Here is a 16,415-nt window from a genome sequence, read left to right on the forward strand (position 1 = left end):
ACAATACGCCGTGCCGGGACCGGCGGGGCGCGCTTAAGTGGAAGAACGCCACTACCTGCGAAAATGCCGGGGAGGGTTCGACGATGGACGGGCAGACGGCCGCCGGGATGCGGTACCGGACGTACGGGCACGGCCGGCGGGGCACCTTCCTGCTGGTGCACGGCTGGTGTTGCGACCACGACTTCATGGCACCCCTCGCCCGGCACCTGGCCACCCGCCAGGACCGGGTGATCGCCGTCGACATGCCGGGCCACGGGGCCAGCCCACCCCCGGCCGACGGCTACGCGGTCACCGCGATGGCCGGCCACCTGAGGGCCTTCGTCGGCGCGCTCGACCTGCGCCGGGTCGTCGTGATCGGGCACAGCCTGGGCGGGGTCTGGTCACTCCAGGCCGCCGCCGGGGACCGGGACCGGTTCACCGGACTGGGGCTGCTCGACTCGGCGGTGGCCGGGGCACCCGGTTCCGCCGCCGCGATCGCCCAGGTGGCGGCGTCGCTGCGGGAGGACACCTCGGGCGCGGTCCGGGAGTCGATCGTCAGGTCGTACTTCCCGCCGTACTCCGACCCGCGCCTGGTGGAACGGGTGGTGGCGGCCTGCGCCCGACCGTCGACCGAGGTGGCGTACGCGCCGATCGCCGGGCTGGCCGACTGGATCGCCGGCGAGCAGGACGTGGCCGCCCTGGGCCGCTGGGACCGCCCGCTGCTCTTCGTGGGCAGCAACGCCCCGTTCGCCGACTACGCCCGGTTGGCCGAACTCGCCCCGCAGGCGTTCATCGGGCAGACCGTGGGTTCCGGGCACTTCGTGCAGCTCCAGGTGCCGGCGCAGGTCGACGCGATGGTCGACCGCTACCTGGAGGTCACCGGCTAGCGCCGTACCGCCTCAGAGAGTGTCGAGCGTGGCGCGGCGACGGGACTCCGCCTCGAAGACCGTCAACAGCCCGGCCGCCAGCACGGCGTAGCCGACCCCGACGGCCAGTTCGAGGCCGATCGCCGGCAGGACGTCGCCCAGCGAGGCACCGCCGGCCAGCCGCCGGGCCGCGTCGGCGGCGTGGGTGATCGGCAGCACCGCGCCCACCGCACGGATGCCCGCCGGCAGGTCGTCGGCCGGCACGTTCACCCCGGTGAACAACAGCAGCAGCGCCACCGCCACGTTCGAGATCAGGAAGACGTCCCGGAAGCGCAACCCGAGCGCCCCCAGGGTCAGCCCGAAGAAACCGCAGGCCAGCGAGGCCGTGGCCAGCGCCAGCAGCAGGCCGGGCAGGGCGGTGGCCGGGACCCGCAGGCCGAGCAGGAGCGCGGCGACGGTGAGCGTGCTCGCCGCGATCAGCAGGCCGTTGCCGGCGTACGGCAGCACCCGGCCGAGGAAGATGGCGGTGCGGCTGCGCGGGGAGAGCAACACGTGCCCCAGGGTGCCGAAACGCCGCTCGTTGGCCACCGCCATGGTGCCGCCGAACACGCAGGCCAGCGCGGCGGTGAGCACCGCGTTGCCGACGACGTAGAACCGGTCGTCGGCGACCCCGAACTCCCGCCCTAGATAGGCGAAGAAGAAGAGCTGGAACAGCGGACCCACCAGCAGGGTGCCCACGAAGATCGACGGGGTGGTCCAGTTGAACAGGGCCCGGTAGGCGATGACCCCGCCCACCCCGACCAGCCGCAGCAGCGCGCCCATCGGTGCCTCCTCAGGCCAGGGCCAGGGTCGCGGTGACCCGGGCCCGGCGCTCGACGTACGTCATCAGGGCCCAGCCGGCGGCCAGGCAGGCCAGGCTGATCGCCAGGCAGACGGCCAGCGCCGGCCAGACCGGCCCGCCGGACGCCGCCTCGTGCACCGCGCGGGCACCCCAGGTGGTCGGCAGCACCGCGGCGACCGGCCCGGTCCAGCCGGGCAGCGCGGTGACCGGCACGAGCATCCCGGAGACCAGCCAGATCGGGTACTCCAGCATGTTCGCCAGCGCGTTGGCGTGCCGCAGCAGCACGAAGCTGGACGCCAGCAGCAGGCCGAACATGCCCAGCCCGGCGATGCAACCGGCCACCGCCACCGGGAAGGCCACCGGGTGGGCGAAGTCGAGCGGGATGCCGTAGAGCAGCCGGCCCCAGGCCAGCGTGGCGAGCATCGCGTAGGTGCCGGTGACGCCGGTGGCCAGGGTGACCGGCAGCAGCACCAGCGCCGGCGGCCGGGGCGCCAACATGATCATTTCCAGGGTGCCCTGCCAGCGCTGGTTCTGGATCGCCCCGCCGGAGCCGAACAGCACCGTCGACCAGACCCCCATCAGGCCCGCCCCGACCGCCGCCTCCAGCAACCGGTCCGGCTCACCGCCGGCGCGGAACAGGTAGACCGCCAGGGTCGCCTGCACCACCGGCACGATCAACGCGATGGCGATCTCGAACGGGGAACGGCTGAGCTGCTTGACGTGCAGCAGCGCGCCGACCGCGATCATCCGTACGGTGTTCACGCCGGCACCGGCCCGGCCACCGGCGTCGTCGCCCGGTTGACGATCGCCACATACGCGTCCTCCAGGGTGGGCTGCCGGGCGGTCACCCGGCCCAGCCGTACCCCGCCCAGCTCCCGCAGCACGTCGGCCTGCACGTCCACCCCCGCGTCGGACTGCACCCCGAGCAGCTGCGCCGCCCCGTGCACCGCCAGGCTCACCTCGCGTACGCCCGGCCGGGCCCGGATGGCGGCCAGCTGCCCGTCGGTCACCCCGTACGCCTCCACCTCCAGCACCCGCCGGCCGTCGGCGTGGTGGCGCAGCTCGGCGGGGGTGCCCAGGGCCTGGATCCGGCCGCCCGCGATCACCGCGATCCGGCCGCACAACTCGTCGGCCTCGGCCATGTAGTGCGTGGTCAGCAGCACGGTGGTGCCGGTGGCGGCCAGGTCGGCGACGGTCTGCCGCAGCTCCCGGGCGGCCACCGGGTCGACCCCGATCGACGGCTCGTCGAGGAACAGCACCCGGGGCCGGTGCAGCAGCCCCCGGGCGATGTGCAGCCGCTGGCGCATCCCCCGGGAGTAGCCCTCGACCCGGTCGTCCTCCCGGCCGGTCAACCGGACCAGCTCGAACAGCTCCGCGATCCGACGCTTCTGCTCCCGGCCCGGTACGCCGTACAACTCGGCGAAGTAGCGCAGGTTGTCCCGGGCGGAGAGCCGGTCGTAGAGGCCCCGGTCGCCGCCGAAGACGTACCCGATGCGCCGGCGCACCTCCCGGGTCTGCCGGACCACGTCGAAGCCGCAGATCCTCGCCTCGCCCCCGGTCGGGACGAGCAGGGTGTTGAGCAGCTTGATGGTGGTGGTCTTGCCGGCGCCGTTCGGGCCGAGCAGGCCGAACAGCTCACCGTGGCCCACCGCGAGGTCGACCCCGGCGACGGCGTGCACCTCCCGGCGCTGCGGTCGTAACCAGCCGGTCCGGCTGCGGTAGCTGCGGTGCAGCCCCACCGCCTCGATCGCGTGCTCACCCATGGCCGCGAATCTATGGGTCGGCCGGGCCCGCCGCACCCCCGTTACTCGGCGGCGGCGACCCGCACCGGTCGAGTATCCTTGCCAGTACAGGCTTCGACCCGGCCATCACCGGTGAGCCTCCGGAAGAAAGGGCCCCGAGGGCCCGACTAGAACCGGACGGGGCGGCCCGTCACAGCCGACCAACGAGCGGGCGGTCGATCCTGACCGTCAAGCGGGGTGGTACCGCGGGCCCGGCCCGGGGCGTCGACGACGGCGTGCCGGCACAGGGCTCGTCCTCGCAGACCACGACTGAGTGAGCTGCCAGAGGAGAGCGACCCCCGATGGGCTATCCGTTGCACGACCCGACCGCCGCCGGCGTCCCGGCGAGCCCGGACCTGCCCGCGGTCGAGCGCCGTGTCCTGGAGCACTGGAGCGCCGACCACACCTTCGAGGCCTCGGTGGCGGCCCGGCCGGCCGGCGACGACGGCAAGAACGAGTACGTCTTCTACGACGGCCCGCCGTTCGCCAACGGCCTGCCGCACTACGGCCACCTGTTCACCGGGTACGTCAAGGACGTGGTGCCGCGCTACCAGACCATGCGCGGCCGGCACGTCGAGCGGCGCTTCGGCTGGGACTGCCACGGCCTGCCCGCCGAGGTGGTGGCCGAGAAGCAGCTCGGCATCACCAGCAAGGCGGAGATCCTCGACCTCGGGGTGGCCCGGTTCAACGAGGCGTGCCGCTCCTCGGTGCTGGAGTTCACCCAGGACTGGGAACGGTACGTCACCCGGCAGGCCCGCTGGGTCGACTTCACCAACGACTACAAGACCCTCGACCTGGACTACATGGAAAGCGTCATGTGGGCCTTCAAGACCCTGCACGACAAGGGCCTGGTCTACGAGGGCTTCCGGGTGTTGGCGTACTGCTGGCGCTGCGAGACGCCGTTGTCGAACACCGAGACCCGGATGGACGACGTCTACCGCGACCGGCACGACCCGACCCTGTCGGTGTGGTTCACCCTCACCCCCGACGAGAACGCCCCGGAGCTGCTGCGCGGGCCGGTGCGGCTGGGCGTGTGGACCACCACGCCGTGGACCCTGCCGTCGAACCTGGCGCTCGCCGTCGGCCCCGACATCGAGTACGCGGTGCTCGACCGCGACGGGGAACGGTTCGTCGTCGGCGCGGCCCGGCTCGGCGCGTACGCCAAGGAGCTGGAAGGTTACGAGCAGGTCGGCACCGTGTACGGCCGGGACCTGGTCGGCCGCCGCTACACCCCGCTCTACGACTTCCTCGTCGAGCAGGCCGGGGAGAACGCCTACCAGGTGCTCGGCGCGGAGTTCGTCACCACCGAGGACGGCACCGGGATCGTGCACCTGGCCCCGGCCTTCGGCGAGGACGACCAGAACGTCTGCAACGCCGCCGGCATCCCCACCATCGTCACCGTGGACGACCACACCCGGTTCACCGCGCTGGTCCCGCCGTACCAGGGCGAGCAGGTCTTCGACGTCAACAAGCCGGTGATCCGGGAGCTCAAGGAGCGGGGGGTGGTGTTGAAGCAGGACACCTACACCCACTCGTACCCGCACTGCTGGCGCTGCGACACCCCGCTGGTCTACAAGGCGGTGTCGTCGTGGTTCGTCGCGGTGACGCAGTTCCGGGACCGGATGGTCGAGCTGAACCAGCAGATCAACTGGACGCCCGGCCACATCAAGGACGGCTCGTTCGGCAAGTGGCTGGCCAACGCCCGGGACTGGTCGATCAGCCGCAACCGGTTCTGGGGCTCGCCGATCCCGGTGTGGAAGTCCGACGACCCGAACTACCCCCGGCTGGACGTCTACGGCTCGCTGGCCGAGATCGAACGGGACTTCGGCGTACGCCTGACCGACCTGCACCGGCCGGCCGTGGACGACCTGACCCGCCCCAACCCGGACGACCCGACCGGGCGCTCGACGATGCGTCGGGTGCCGGAGGTGCTGGACTGCTGGTTCGAGTCCGGGTCGATGCCGTTCGCCCAGGTGCACTACCCGTTCGAGAACGCGGACTGGTTCGAGCACCACTACCCGGGCGACTTCATCGTCGAGTACATCGGGCAGACCCGGGGCTGGTTCTACACCATGCACGTGCTGGCCACCGCGCTGTTCGACAGGCCGGCGTTCCGCAACTGCCTCAGCCACGGCATCCTGCTCGGCTCCGACGGGCGCAAGATGTCCAAGAGTCTGCGCAACTACCCGGACGTCTACCACGTCTTCGACGCGTACGGCTCGGACGCGATGCGCTGGATGCTGATGTCCTCGCCGGTGCTGCGCGGCGGCGACATGGCGGTCACCGAACCGGCGATCCGCGACGCCGTCCGGCAGGTGCTGCTGCCGCTGTGGAACGTCTGGTACTTCTTCTCGCTCTACGCCAACGCCGACGGGCACACCGCCCGGCGGCGGGTGGACAGCACGCACCTGCTCGACCGGTACGTGCTGGCCAAGACCCGCGAGCTGGTGGAGACCGTCGGCACGCAGATGGACGCGTACGACATCTCCGGGGCGTGCGCCTCCGTCCGGTCCTACCTCGATGCGCTGACCAACTGGTACGTGCGGCGCTCCCGGGACCGGTTCTGGTCGGGTGACGCCGATGCGTTCGACACGCTGTGGACCGTGCTGGAGACGCTCTGCCGGGTGGTGGCGCCGCTGGCCCCGCTGACCGCCGAGGAGATTTGGCGCGGGCTGACCGGCGAGCGGTCGGTGCACCTGACCGACTGGCCGTCGGCGCAGGACCTGCCCGCCGACCACGACCTGGTCGCGGCGATGGACGCCACCCGGGACGTCTGCTCGGCGGCGCTGTCGCTGCGCAAGGCCAAGGGGCTGCGGGTCCGGCTGCCGCTGCCGAAGCTGACCGTGGCCTCCCCGGTCGCCGACCAGCTCCGGCCGTTCGCCGACCTGGTCGCCGACGAGGTCAACGTCAAGGAGGTGGCGTTCTCGGCGGAGGTCGCCAGCTACTGCCAGCAGGTGCTGACGGTGGTGCCCCGGGCGCTCGGCCCCCGGGTCGGCAAGCAGGTGCAGCAGGTGATCAGGGCGGTCAAGGCGGGGGAGTGGGAGCTGCGCGACGGCGCTCCGGTCGCCGCCGGGGTCACCCTCGCCGAGGGCGAGTACGAGCTGCGCCTGGTCGCCGCCGACGCCGAGCACTCCGCGCCGCTGCCCGGTGGTGAGGGCGTGGTGGTGCTCGACACCGAGGTCACCCCGGAGTTGGCCGCCGAGGGGCTGGCCCGGGACGTGGTCCGGGTGGTGCAGCAGGCCCGTCGGGATGCCGACCTGGACATCTCCGACCGGATCGTGGTGTCGGTGGCGGCCTCCGAGCAGGTCCGGGCGGCGGTGTCGGCGTACACCGGGTTCGTGGCCCGGGAGGTGCTGGCCGACACGGTGGACTTCGCCGACGGCGTCGACGGCTTCACCGGTGAGGTCGGCGACGGCGAGCGGGTGACGGTGACCGTCCGCCCGGTGTGAGGACGTCGGTGGGGCCCCGCCCGTCGGGTCGGGGCCCCGCCACCACCCGCGCCATCCAGCAGGCGGACGCGCGTGCACCCGTTGGGTCGTACGGGCGTCCGTCCGCTACCGTGACACCGCCTGTTTCACCGTACGACCGCCGGAGGACCCGTGCCGCTGCTCTACACCATCGGCAAGCTCACCGTGGGACCCGCGATGCGGCTGGCGTTCCGCCCGGTCGTGGAGGGCCTGGAGCACATTCCGGCGACCGGCGGCGCGATCTTCGCGGGCAACCACCTCTCCGTCGCCGACGAGTTGCTGCTCGGCACCGTCGTTCCCCGGCACCTCGCCTTCTGGGCCAAGTCGGAGTACTTCACCGGCACCGGCCCGAAGGGTGCGCTGTCCAAGTTCGTGCTCACCGGTCTCGGTGCCATCCCGGTCGAGCGGGCCGGTGGCCGGGCCGCGCTGTCCGCGTTCGACGCGGCCATCCCCGCGCTGCGCGGCGGGGACCTGGTCGCCGTCTATCCCGAGGGGACCCGGTCGCCCGACGGCCGGCTCTACCGGGGACGGACCGGTACCGCCCGGCTGGCGGTGGCGGCCGGGGTGCCGGTGATCCCGGTCGGGGTGACCGGCACCGACAAGGTCCAGCCGATCGGCACCCGGATTCCCCGCCCCGGCAAGGCGAAGATCGTCATCCGGTTCGGCAAGCCGCTGGATTTCACCGGCCGCGGCGACGACCGCACCTCGCTGCGGGAGATGACCGACGAGATGATGGCCGAGATCCAGAAGCTCACCGGCCAGGAGTACGTCCCCCGGTACGCTCCCCGCCGTGCCGAGCCCACCTCGGGCGGTACGTCCACCGCCGGCAGCGCCCCGGCCTGACCGCCCGCCCCGACTCAGCCCTGCTTCGGGGTGACGATCTGGGCGCGCATCGTGGCGAGCAGCCGGGCGCTGTCGTCCACCGACAGCCTGGTGAACACCCCGGTGGCGCTGCTGCCGTAGTCCACCGAGGTGCAGACCACCACGTCGGTGCCCTGGGACGACCCGGTGGCGCAGCGCTCGTACCGGCCCCGGACGCCGCTGTCGACAGGCTGGGGCGTACCCAGGCCGAAGGTGTCGGTCAACCGCACCATCGCCTCGTCCGCGTCTGACTCCGGCCGGAGCCGGAAGCCGGTGTCCCCGAAGACGGTCACCCGTTTGCCGTCGGAGGTGCTGTAGACCCCGGCGTAGACGTCCTCGGCGAGCAGGTTCGCCTTGCGTACCTCGGCCTTGAGCTTGTCGACCTCGCCGCCGGAGTCCGACCGCAGGGTCAGGTCGGCCACCTGGACGGGCAGGGCGGCGTCGGCCGGGTACTGCTCCCAGGCCGGCCTGCCGAACCAGGCGGGACAGCCGCAGCAGCAGGCCAGGCTGAGCAGCAGCACCCAGGGCCAGCGTCGCCGCTTGCGGCGGACGTACCCCTTGGGTGGCCGGTTGGGCGGTGGCTGGGGCGGCGGGGCGGGCGGCTGCGGGCGGACCCGCCGCTGCTTCGGCGGGCGGGGCGACGCGGGCGGCGGAGGCGGCGGTGACGCCGGGCGGGCCGACGGGGGCGACACCGGGCGGGCCGGCGGCGGGGGTGCCGGCCGTGCGGCGGGCACCGGCGTGACCGGGTACGGCCGGGTCGGCGAGGGCGTGGCTGGGGCGGTCGGTGCCGCCGACGGGTACGGCGTCGCCGGGCTGTGCTGGCGTGGCGGGGTCGGCGTGTGCTGCTGCGGCGGGTTGGGCTGGTACGGCGGGACCGCCGCGGCGGCAGGCGGCTGGTCACCGGCCGCCGGGTAGGGGCGGGTCGGTGGCGGCGGGGCGTACGGCAGCGGCGTCAGCTCCGGATGGTGCACGTCCCAGCCACCGGTGTCGGCACCCGCCCACGGGTCGACGGGGGTGCGGTGCTCGGGCAGCTCCGGCGGCGGTGGCGGGGGCGGTGGAAGCGGGACGAACTCGACCGACTCACCCCACCCGGGTCGGCGTGGCGGTGGCGCGGGCACGGCGGCGGAGCCGCTCCACCGGGGCACCGCCGGCTCCTCCAGCGTCTGGTCGGGGCGCTGCCCGCCCGGGTGCTCGATCCGGGTGGCGTCCGGCCGCTGCGCCACCGGGGTGTCGTCGGGATGCCGATCGATGCGCGTGGGGTCGGGGTGCTGCCCGCCCGGGTGCTCCACCCGGGTGGCGTCGGGCCGGTGCGGTGCTCCGGGCGGGGTGATCCGGCCCGGAACGGCGGCCGACCCCCGCACCGGGGTGACCGGGCCGGGTGCGACCCCCCGCGCCGGACCAGCCGACTCCACCGGATCGGCGGACCCGGCTGGTGGAACGGGCCAGGCCGGGCTGACCTGGCCTGCCGGGCTGGTCGGGTCCCCGGGGTCGGTCGGATCCTCGGGGCCGGTCTGCTCCGGCGTGCTGCCCGGTTCCGGCAGACCGGACTGCGCGGTGGGGCTGCCGGGTGCCGGCGGGTCGGGTTGCCCGGCAGGCGCGGCCGGTTCGGCGGGCGGTAGCGGCTCTGCCGGCCCGGCCTGCTCATCCTGTGCGTCCGGGCCCCCCTGCGTGGCCGGGTCGTCCTGGTCGGCGGGGTCGTCCTGCGTCGCGGGGTCGTCCTGCTCGGTCGCGTCGTCCTGCGTCGCCGGGCCGTCCTGTGCGGCGGTCGGGTCGTCCTGCCCGGTGGGGGCGCTCGGGGCAGGCGCGTCGTCCTGTCCGTTCGGGCCGCTCTGCGTCACCGGGTCGACCTGCGTGGCCGGTTTGTCCTGTTCGGCCGGGGTTTCCGGAGCGGCGGTGGCATCGACGGGCGCGGTGGGGGCGGTGACGTCACCGGCCGGCGGCGCGGGGTCGGCCGGGGGAGCCGGAACGGGCCCACCGGCCGGCGTCGCCGGTTCGGCGGGGCCACCGGACGGCGGTACGGGGAGGTCGGCCGGACCGGTGGCGACCACCGGACCCTGCTGCCGACCCGGGACCGGGGCGTCCCCGTCGGCCGGCCGGTCTGCTCCCGGCTGCGGCTCCGGCATCGCGGCAATCTCCTCTCGCACCGGCTTGCGAGGTTAGTACCGGGCTGCCACCTCGACCAATCGGCCGCCCTCGGCCCCCGCCGACCGGGAAGCCTCGCACAGCCGGCCCGGGGACCTGCGGGTGCGGTCTCCGCCGTCCGGCCGGCCGGACGGCGGAGCGGGCGGGACGGTGGGTGACGGAGCGGGCAGGTCGGCGGTGCGGCGAGCCGACCGCCGGTGGACGCGTACCCTTGGGCTCCATGAGTGCTCCGTCCACGACCCCGCGCCCCGCCGCGGCCCCGACCGACGACGCGGCGGTCGCGTCGCCGCACCACGACACCACGTTGTCGGTGTGGCCAAGGCTGGAGGCGCTGCTGCCCCAGGTGACCAAGCCCATCCAGTACGTCGGTGGCGAGCTGGGCGCGGTGGTCAAGGACTGGGACGCCGCAACCGTACGGTGGGCGCTGATGTACCCCGACGCGTACGAGGTGGGCCTGCCCAACCAGGGCGTGCAGATCCTGTACGAGGTGCTCAACGAGCTGCCCGACGTGCTGGCCGAGCGGACGTACGCGGTCTGGCCGGACCTGGAGGCGCTGATGCGCACCCATGGCGTGCCGCAGTTCACCGTCGACGCGCACCGCTCGGTGCGCCGGTTCGACGTGTTCGGGGTCTCGTTCTCCACCGAGCTGGGGTACACCAACCTGCTCACCGCGATCGACCTGGCCGGCATCCCGATGCTGGCGGCCGACCGCACCGACGCCGACCCGGTGATCGTGGCCGGCGGGCACGCCGCGTTCAACCCGGAGCCGATCGCCGACTTCATCGACGCCGCCGTGCTCGGCGACGGCGAGGAGGCGGTCCTGGAGATCACCACGATCGTCCGGGAGTGGAAGGCGGAGGGCTCCCCGGGCGGCCGGGACGAGCTGCTGCTGCGGCTGGCCCGCACCGAGAGCGTCTACGTGCCGCGCTTCTACGACGTGGACTACCTGCCCGACGGCCGGATCCAGCGGGTGGTGCCGAACCGCCCGGACGTGCCGTTCCGGGTGCACAAGCGCACGACGATGGACCTGGACGCCTGGCCGTACCCGAAGAAGCCGCTGGTGCCGCTGGCCGAGACGGTGCACGAGCGGTACGCGGTGGAGATCTTCCGGGGCTGCACCCGGGGCTGCCGGTTCTGCCAGGCCGGCATGATCACCCGTCCGGTGCGGGAGCGGTCGATCACCACGGTGGGGCAGATGGTGCAGCAGGGGCTGGAGTTCTCCGGCTTCCACGAGGTGGGCCTGCTGTCGCTGTCCTCGGCCGACCACTCCGAGATCGGTGACATGTGCTCCGGCCTGGCCGAGCAGTACGCCGGCACCAACGTGTCGCTGTCGCTGCCGTCGACCCGGGTGGACGCGTTCAACATCGACCTGGCGCAGGAGCTGTCCCGCAACGGCCGGCGCACCGGGCTGACCTTCGCCCCGGAGGGCGGGTCGGAGCGGATCCGCAAGGTCATCAACAAGATGGTGTCGAAGGACGACCTCATCCGCACGGTGGTCACCGCGTACACCAACGGCTGGCGGCAGGTGAAGCTGTACTTCATGTGCGGCCTGCCCACCGAGACCGACGCCGACGTCCTGGAGATCGCCGACATGGCGCACGAGGTGATCCGGGCCGGGCGGGCGGCGACCGGCTCCAAGGACATCCGCTGCACCGTCTCGATCGGCGGGTTCGTGCCCAAGCCGCACACCCCGTTCCAGTGGGCGTCGATGGAGCGGCCCGAGGTCATCGACGGCCGGCTCAAGCTGCTCAAGCAGGCCATCAACGCGGACCGCTCGCTCGGCCGGGCGATCGGCTTCCGCTACCACGACGGGGAGCCGTCGCTGATCGAGGGCCTGCTCAGCCGGGGTGACCGCCGGGTCGGCGCGGTGATCCACGAGGTGTGGCGCAACGGTGGCCGGTTCGACGGCTGGAGCGAGCACTTCTCGTACCGGCGCTGGGTGGACGCCGCCGACGTGGTGCTCCCGACCTTCGGTGTCGACCTGGACTGGTACACCACCCGCCAGCGCGACGAGCTGGAGGTGCTGCCCTGGGACCACCTGGACTCGGGTCTGGACAAGGACTGGCTCTGGCAGGACTGGCAGGATTCGCTCGGCGAGTACGAGCAGGACGACTGCCGGTGGACCCCGTGCTTCGACTGCGGCGTCTGCCCGTCGATGGACACCGAGATCCAGATCGGTCCCACCGGCCGCAAGCTCCTGCCGCTCACCCCGGTGACCGCGTTGAAGGTGCCCACCGGCGCCCAGCAGTGACAGTCGACGGGACGGGGGTCGGCGCGCCACGGCGGGCCACCCGTCCCGTTGCGGCGGTTGTGCGGCTATCGTCACCGGCAGCCCGCGCCACGGGGGACGGCGGCCGGTGACCAGACCGAGGAGTACGACGATCAGCAGGAAACCACAGCCGGAGGGCGGGCAGGCGCCTGTCGTCCAGCGTGTCCGGATCCGGTACGCCAAGCGCGGGCCGTTGCGGTTCACCTCCCACCGGGACTTCGCCCGCGCCTTCGAGCGCGCCCTGCGCCGTGCCGCCGTGCCGGTGGCCTTCTCCCAGGGCTTCACCCCGCACCCGAAGATCTCCTACGCCAGTGCCGCCCCCACCGGTGTGGCCAGCGAGGCGGAGTACCTGGAGGTCGGCCTCCAGGCGACGGTCGACCCGGAACAGCTGCGGCTGGCCCTCGACGCGGCGCTCTCGCCCGGCCTCGACGTGCTGGACGTGGTGGTCGCGACCGGGGGGAGTCTGGCCGAGCGGATCGAGGCGTCGTACTGGCGCATCGAGCTGCCCGGGGTCGAGCACGCGGTGGCGCAACGGGCGGTTTCCGCCTTCGTGGCCGCCGACGAGGTGCAGGTCGAGCGGATGACCAAGCAGGGCCGGCGGACGTTCGACGCGCGAGGTGCAGTGACACGCATCGATGTGCTGCCCCCGGTGCAGACGCCTTCCGGGGCGGCGGAGCCGTCATGTGCGATACTCGAACTGGTCGTACGGCAGGTCACCCCGTCCGTACGACCCGATGACGTCCTTTCCGGCCTCCGCGTGGTGGCCGCCCTGGAGCCGCCGGTCTCCCCGAGGGTGATCCGGCTGGCGCAGGGCGTGTTGACCGCGCAGGGCGCGATCGTGGATCCGTTGGACGCGGACCGCGACGGGGCAGCCATCGGGGAACGCTGACCGTCGGTCGGCGTTCTGGCAGGCAGACTTCGGCGGTCGCGCACGTCGCGCGCCCGGCGGAAACACTTTTGCGGCGATCCTGCGTGGCAGCGCTCACCCGCGCCCGGGGCCGCCAGAACTGGAGAACGTCCATGCTCGAGAACGAGCCCGAGGGCGGCGAACGGACCGGTTCCCAGCCGGCCGGCGACACCGCCGACAGCACCATCGACGCCGGCGCGGGAGCCGCCGCGACACCACCGGAGGGCGCTGCGGCGTCCACGGAGGGTGTGGCGGCACCGACCAGGCGGCGGGCCACCAGGCGGCGGGCCGCGCCGCTGAGCCAGCCGGAGCTGACCGGGGGAGCGCCCGCCGAGGCGTCCGGCACCGCCCCGTCGGCCACCGACGAGTCACAGCAGGCCGAGGTGATCGTCCCGGTCGCCGGTGAGCTGGACTCCGCGCCGAAGACCACCCGCCGCCGGCGCAAGGCCACCCCGGCCAAGGCCGCCGAGGAACCGGTGGTCGTCGCCGGGGTCGAGGAGGGCAGCGCGGAACTCGTCCCGCCGGTGAAGGTGACCCGCACCCGGCGCAAGAAGGCCGTCGCCCCGGCGGCGACCGAGCCGCCCGCCGAGGTCCCGGCGCCGCCGGCCGCCGAGGTGACGACCGGTCAGGCGACCGTGGGCGAGGTTTCCGCAGCCCAGGATGGTGCCCTCGACGAGGAGGAGCCCGCCGTCGAGGCGGCCGCCCCGACCGAGCCGACCGTCGCCGACGAGGCCGTGGAGCCCGTTGCCGTGGAGCCCGTTGCCGGGGAGCCCGTGAAGCCCGTGGCGCAGGAGCCCGCCGTCGGTCGCGCGGCCGTCGTCTCGCCGTCGGCCGCCGGCAACCGGACCGGGGAGGTGTCGCCGGGCGTCGCCGTGCCGGCCACCGACGAGCCGGTGGAGCCGGCCGAGCCGCAGCCGCGCACCCGTCGGCGGCGGGCCGCGATCGCCGCGCCGACGGTCCTGTTCATGGCCCCGCAGCCGGAGGAGCCGCCCACCTTCCGGGTGGTCGAGCCCGGCCCGGTCGCCGAGGAGCCCGTCGAGGAACCGGTCGAGACCGGGCGGCGGCGTCGCCGTGGCCGCCGCGAGGTCGAGCCGGTCGAGGTCGTCGAGCCGGTCGAGGCCGTCGTGGAGGAGCCCACCGGCGAGGCCGAGGAGGGCGACGACAACGACGACGAGGACGACGACGAGTCGGCCGCCGCGCGTCGCCGCCGTCGTCGGGGCCGTCGGGGCCGGGGCCGGGGCAAGGGCGGCGCGGACGATGCCGACGAGGACGAGACCGAGGAACCGGCCCAGGCCGAGGCCGAGGGTGAGGGCGACGAGGCCGAGGACGAGGGCGACGGGGACGGGCTGACCCGGCGTCGGCGTCGGCGGCGTCGTCGGGGTTCCGGGGACGTCGAGGGCGGCGCCGACGACGGCGTGCCCACGGTGGTCAAGATCCGGGAGCCCCGCAAGGCCGTCGACGAGGTGCAGGGCGTCTCCGGCTCGACCCGGCTGGAGGCCAAGCGCCAGCGTCGCCGGGACGGTCGGGAGCAGCGCCGGACCCGTCCGCCGATCCTGAGCGAGTCGGAGTTCCTGGCCCGCCGCGAGGCGGTCGACCGGGTGATGGCGGTCCGTCAGCGCGGCGACCGTACCCAGATCGCGGTCCTGGAGGACGGCGTCCTGGTCGAGCACTACGTCACCCGCAACTCGTCGGGCACCATGGCCGGCAACGTCTACCTGGGCAAGGTGCAGAACGTCCTGCCCAGCATGGAGGCGGCCTTCGTCGACGTCGGGCGCGGTCGCAACGCCGTCCTGTACGCCGGTGAGGTCAACTGGGACAGCAGCGGCCTGGAGGGGCGCTCCCGCTCGATCGAGCAGGCGTTGCGTTCCGGCGACTCGGTGCTGGTGCAGGTCACCAAGGACCCGATCGGGCACAAGGGCGCCCGGCTGACCAGCCACGTGGCGCTCTCCGGCCGGCACCTGGTCTACGTGCCCAACGGCAACGCCTCCGGGATCAGCCGCAAGCTGCCCGACACCGAGCGCAAGCGGCTGCGCGACGTGCTCAAGAAGCTGGTCCCCGACGGTGCGGGCGTGATCGTGCGGACCGCCGCCGAGGGGGCCAGCGAGGACGAACTGGCCCGGGACGTCAAGCGCCTCCAGGCCCAGTGGGAGGACATCCAGGCCAAGGCGACCGCAGGCGGCGCCCCGGTGCTGCTCTACGAGGAGCCCGACCTGGTGATCCGGGTGGTCCGGGACCTGTTCAACGAGGACTTCCGCGAGCTGGTCATCGAGGGCGAGCAGTCGTACGGCATGGTCGAGTCGTACCTGTCGCACGTCTCACCGGACCTGGTCGACCGGGTGCGCCGGTACGTCGGCACCGCCGACGTGTTCGCCGAGTACCGGATCGACGAGCAGATCATCAAGGGGCTGGACCGCAAGGTCTTCCTCCCCTCCGGCGGCTCGCTGGTGATCGACCGCACCGAGGCGATGACCGTCATCGACGTCAACACCGGCAAGTACACCGGCTCCGGGGGCAACCTGGAGGAGACGGTCACCCGCAACAACCTGGAGGCGGCCGAGGAGATCGTCCGCCAGCTGCGGTTGCGCGACATCGGCGGCATCGTGGTGATCGACTTCATCGACATGGTGCTGGAGTCCAACCGGGAGCTGGTGCTGCGCCGGTTGACCGAGTGCCTGGGCCGGGACCGCACCAAGCACCAGGTGACCGAGATCACCTCGCTCGGCCTGGTGCAGATGACCCGCAAGCGGATCGGCGCGGGTCTGCTGGAGGCGTTCAGCGAGCCCTGCGAGTGCTGCAAGGGCCGGGGCCTGGTGATCCACACCGAGCCGGTGCCGGAGAAGCCGCGTACCGGTGGCGGCGCGGGCGAACGGGTCAAGGCGGTCGCCTCGGCGGTCACCACCCCGGCGGCCGAGGCGTCGCCCACCGCCACCGCGTCGGCGCGGCGGCGGGCCCGCAAGGCGGTGACCGCGGAGCGTGCCGTGGTGGAGACCACCGAGGCCCCCGAGGTCGAGGTCGCCGCCCCGGCGGCCGACAACGGCTACGACGACACCATGGGCTATGACCTGTCCCGGTACGAGACGCAGACCCCGGCCGCCCCGGCCGTGGACGACGCCCAGGCCGGCGAGTCGGCCCGGCTCGCCGGGGCGGACGACCCGGACGCGCTCGGCGACCCCGACGGCGACGACGGGGAGGCCGGCACGGGCCGGCGGCGCTCCCGCCGGGGCGGTGCCCGTCGCCGTACCCGGCCGTGACCGGCTGAGCCGCGCACCCGACGGCAGTGGACCCCTTCCCCGGCGTACCGC

Annotated in this window: 10 protein-coding genes; 6 read left to right on the forward strand and 4 right to left on the reverse strand. The window is 73.6% G+C overall.

Features of this window, described 5'->3' with window-relative positions; genetic code table 11:
• The first annotated feature begins 83 nt into the window (after nucleotides 1-83).
• Nucleotides 84-866, forward strand: coding sequence for an alpha/beta fold hydrolase (locus tag ACN267_RS31930; protein WP_204959589.1), 783 nt, complete (start codon nucleotides 84-86; stop codon nucleotides 864-866).
• A gap of 12 nt (nucleotides 867-878) precedes the next feature.
• On the opposite strand, the gene ACN267_RS31935 is transcribed toward ACN267_RS31930, so the two are convergent.
• The 3 genes from ACN267_RS31935 to ACN267_RS31945 are packed head-to-tail and all read right to left on the reverse strand — an operon-like array spanning nucleotide 879 to nucleotide 3,449.
• Nucleotides 879-1,667, reverse strand: a complete 789-nt coding sequence (locus tag ACN267_RS31935; protein WP_421490340.1) for an ABC transporter permease — start codon at nucleotides 1,665-1,667, stop codon at nucleotides 879-881.
• A 10-nt stretch (nucleotides 1,668-1,677) separates the two neighbouring features.
• Nucleotides 1,678-2,448: an ABC transporter permease gene (locus ACN267_RS31940; RefSeq protein ID WP_281894934.1), complete on the reverse strand. Its 771-nt coding sequence runs from the start codon at nucleotides 2,446-2,448 to the stop codon at nucleotides 1,678-1,680.
• Nucleotides 2,445-3,449: an ABC transporter ATP-binding protein gene (locus ACN267_RS31945; protein WP_421490341.1), complete on the reverse strand. Its 1,005-nt coding sequence runs from the start codon at nucleotides 3,447-3,449 to the stop codon at nucleotides 2,445-2,447. The genes ACN267_RS31940 and ACN267_RS31945 overlap by 4 nt, the downstream gene beginning before the upstream one ends.
• A gap of 320 nt (nucleotides 3,450-3,769) precedes the next feature.
• Between ACN267_RS31945 and ileS the strand changes: the two genes are divergently transcribed.
• Together ileS and ACN267_RS31955 are read left to right on the forward strand one after the other, a co-directional pair.
• Nucleotides 3,770-6,916, forward strand: coding sequence for an isoleucine--tRNA ligase (gene ileS / locus ACN267_RS31950; RefSeq protein ID WP_421490342.1), 3,147 nt, complete (start codon nucleotides 3,770-3,772; stop codon nucleotides 6,914-6,916).
• A gap of 150 nt (nucleotides 6,917-7,066) precedes the next feature.
• Complete coding sequence (locus ACN267_RS31955; RefSeq protein WP_204959586.1) at nucleotides 7,067-7,777, forward strand: lysophospholipid acyltransferase family protein; 711 nt, start codon at nucleotides 7,067-7,069, stop codon at nucleotides 7,775-7,777.
• 14 nt (nucleotides 7,778-7,791) lie between these two features.
• On the opposite strand, the gene ACN267_RS31960 is transcribed toward ACN267_RS31955, so the two are convergent.
• A complete protein-coding gene (locus tag ACN267_RS31960; protein ID WP_421490343.1) occupies nucleotides 7,792-9,939 on the reverse strand; it encodes a hypothetical protein in 2,148 nt (715 codons plus the stop codon).
• A gap of 218 nt (nucleotides 9,940-10,157) precedes the next feature.
• Between ACN267_RS31960 and ACN267_RS31965 the strand changes: the two genes are divergently transcribed.
• The 3 genes from ACN267_RS31965 (at nucleotide 10,158) to ACN267_RS31975 (ending at nucleotide 16,364) form a co-directional block, all read left to right on the forward strand.
• Nucleotides 10,158-12,188, forward strand: coding sequence for a TIGR03960 family B12-binding radical SAM protein (locus ACN267_RS31965; protein WP_421490344.1), 2,031 nt, complete (start codon nucleotides 10,158-10,160; stop codon nucleotides 12,186-12,188).
• A gap of 187 nt (nucleotides 12,189-12,375) precedes the next feature.
• A complete protein-coding gene (locus ACN267_RS31970; protein ID WP_204959683.1) occupies nucleotides 12,376-13,095 on the forward strand; it encodes a TIGR03936 family radical SAM-associated protein in 720 nt (239 codons plus the stop codon).
• Nucleotides 13,096-13,226: 131 nt separating this feature from the next.
• The gene (locus tag ACN267_RS31975; RefSeq protein WP_421490345.1) at nucleotides 13,227-16,364 is read left to right on the forward strand and encodes an Rne/Rng family ribonuclease; all 3,138 of its coding nucleotides are present in this window, start codon (nucleotides 13,227-13,229) and stop codon (nucleotides 16,362-16,364) included.
• The last annotated feature ends 51 nt before the right edge of the window (nucleotides 16,365-16,415 follow it).

The sequence above is a fragment of the Micromonospora sp. WMMD734 genome, assembly GCF_049178975.1.
Taxonomy (GTDB): Bacteria; Actinomycetota; Actinomycetes; order Mycobacteriales; family Micromonosporaceae; genus Micromonospora; species Micromonospora wenchangensis.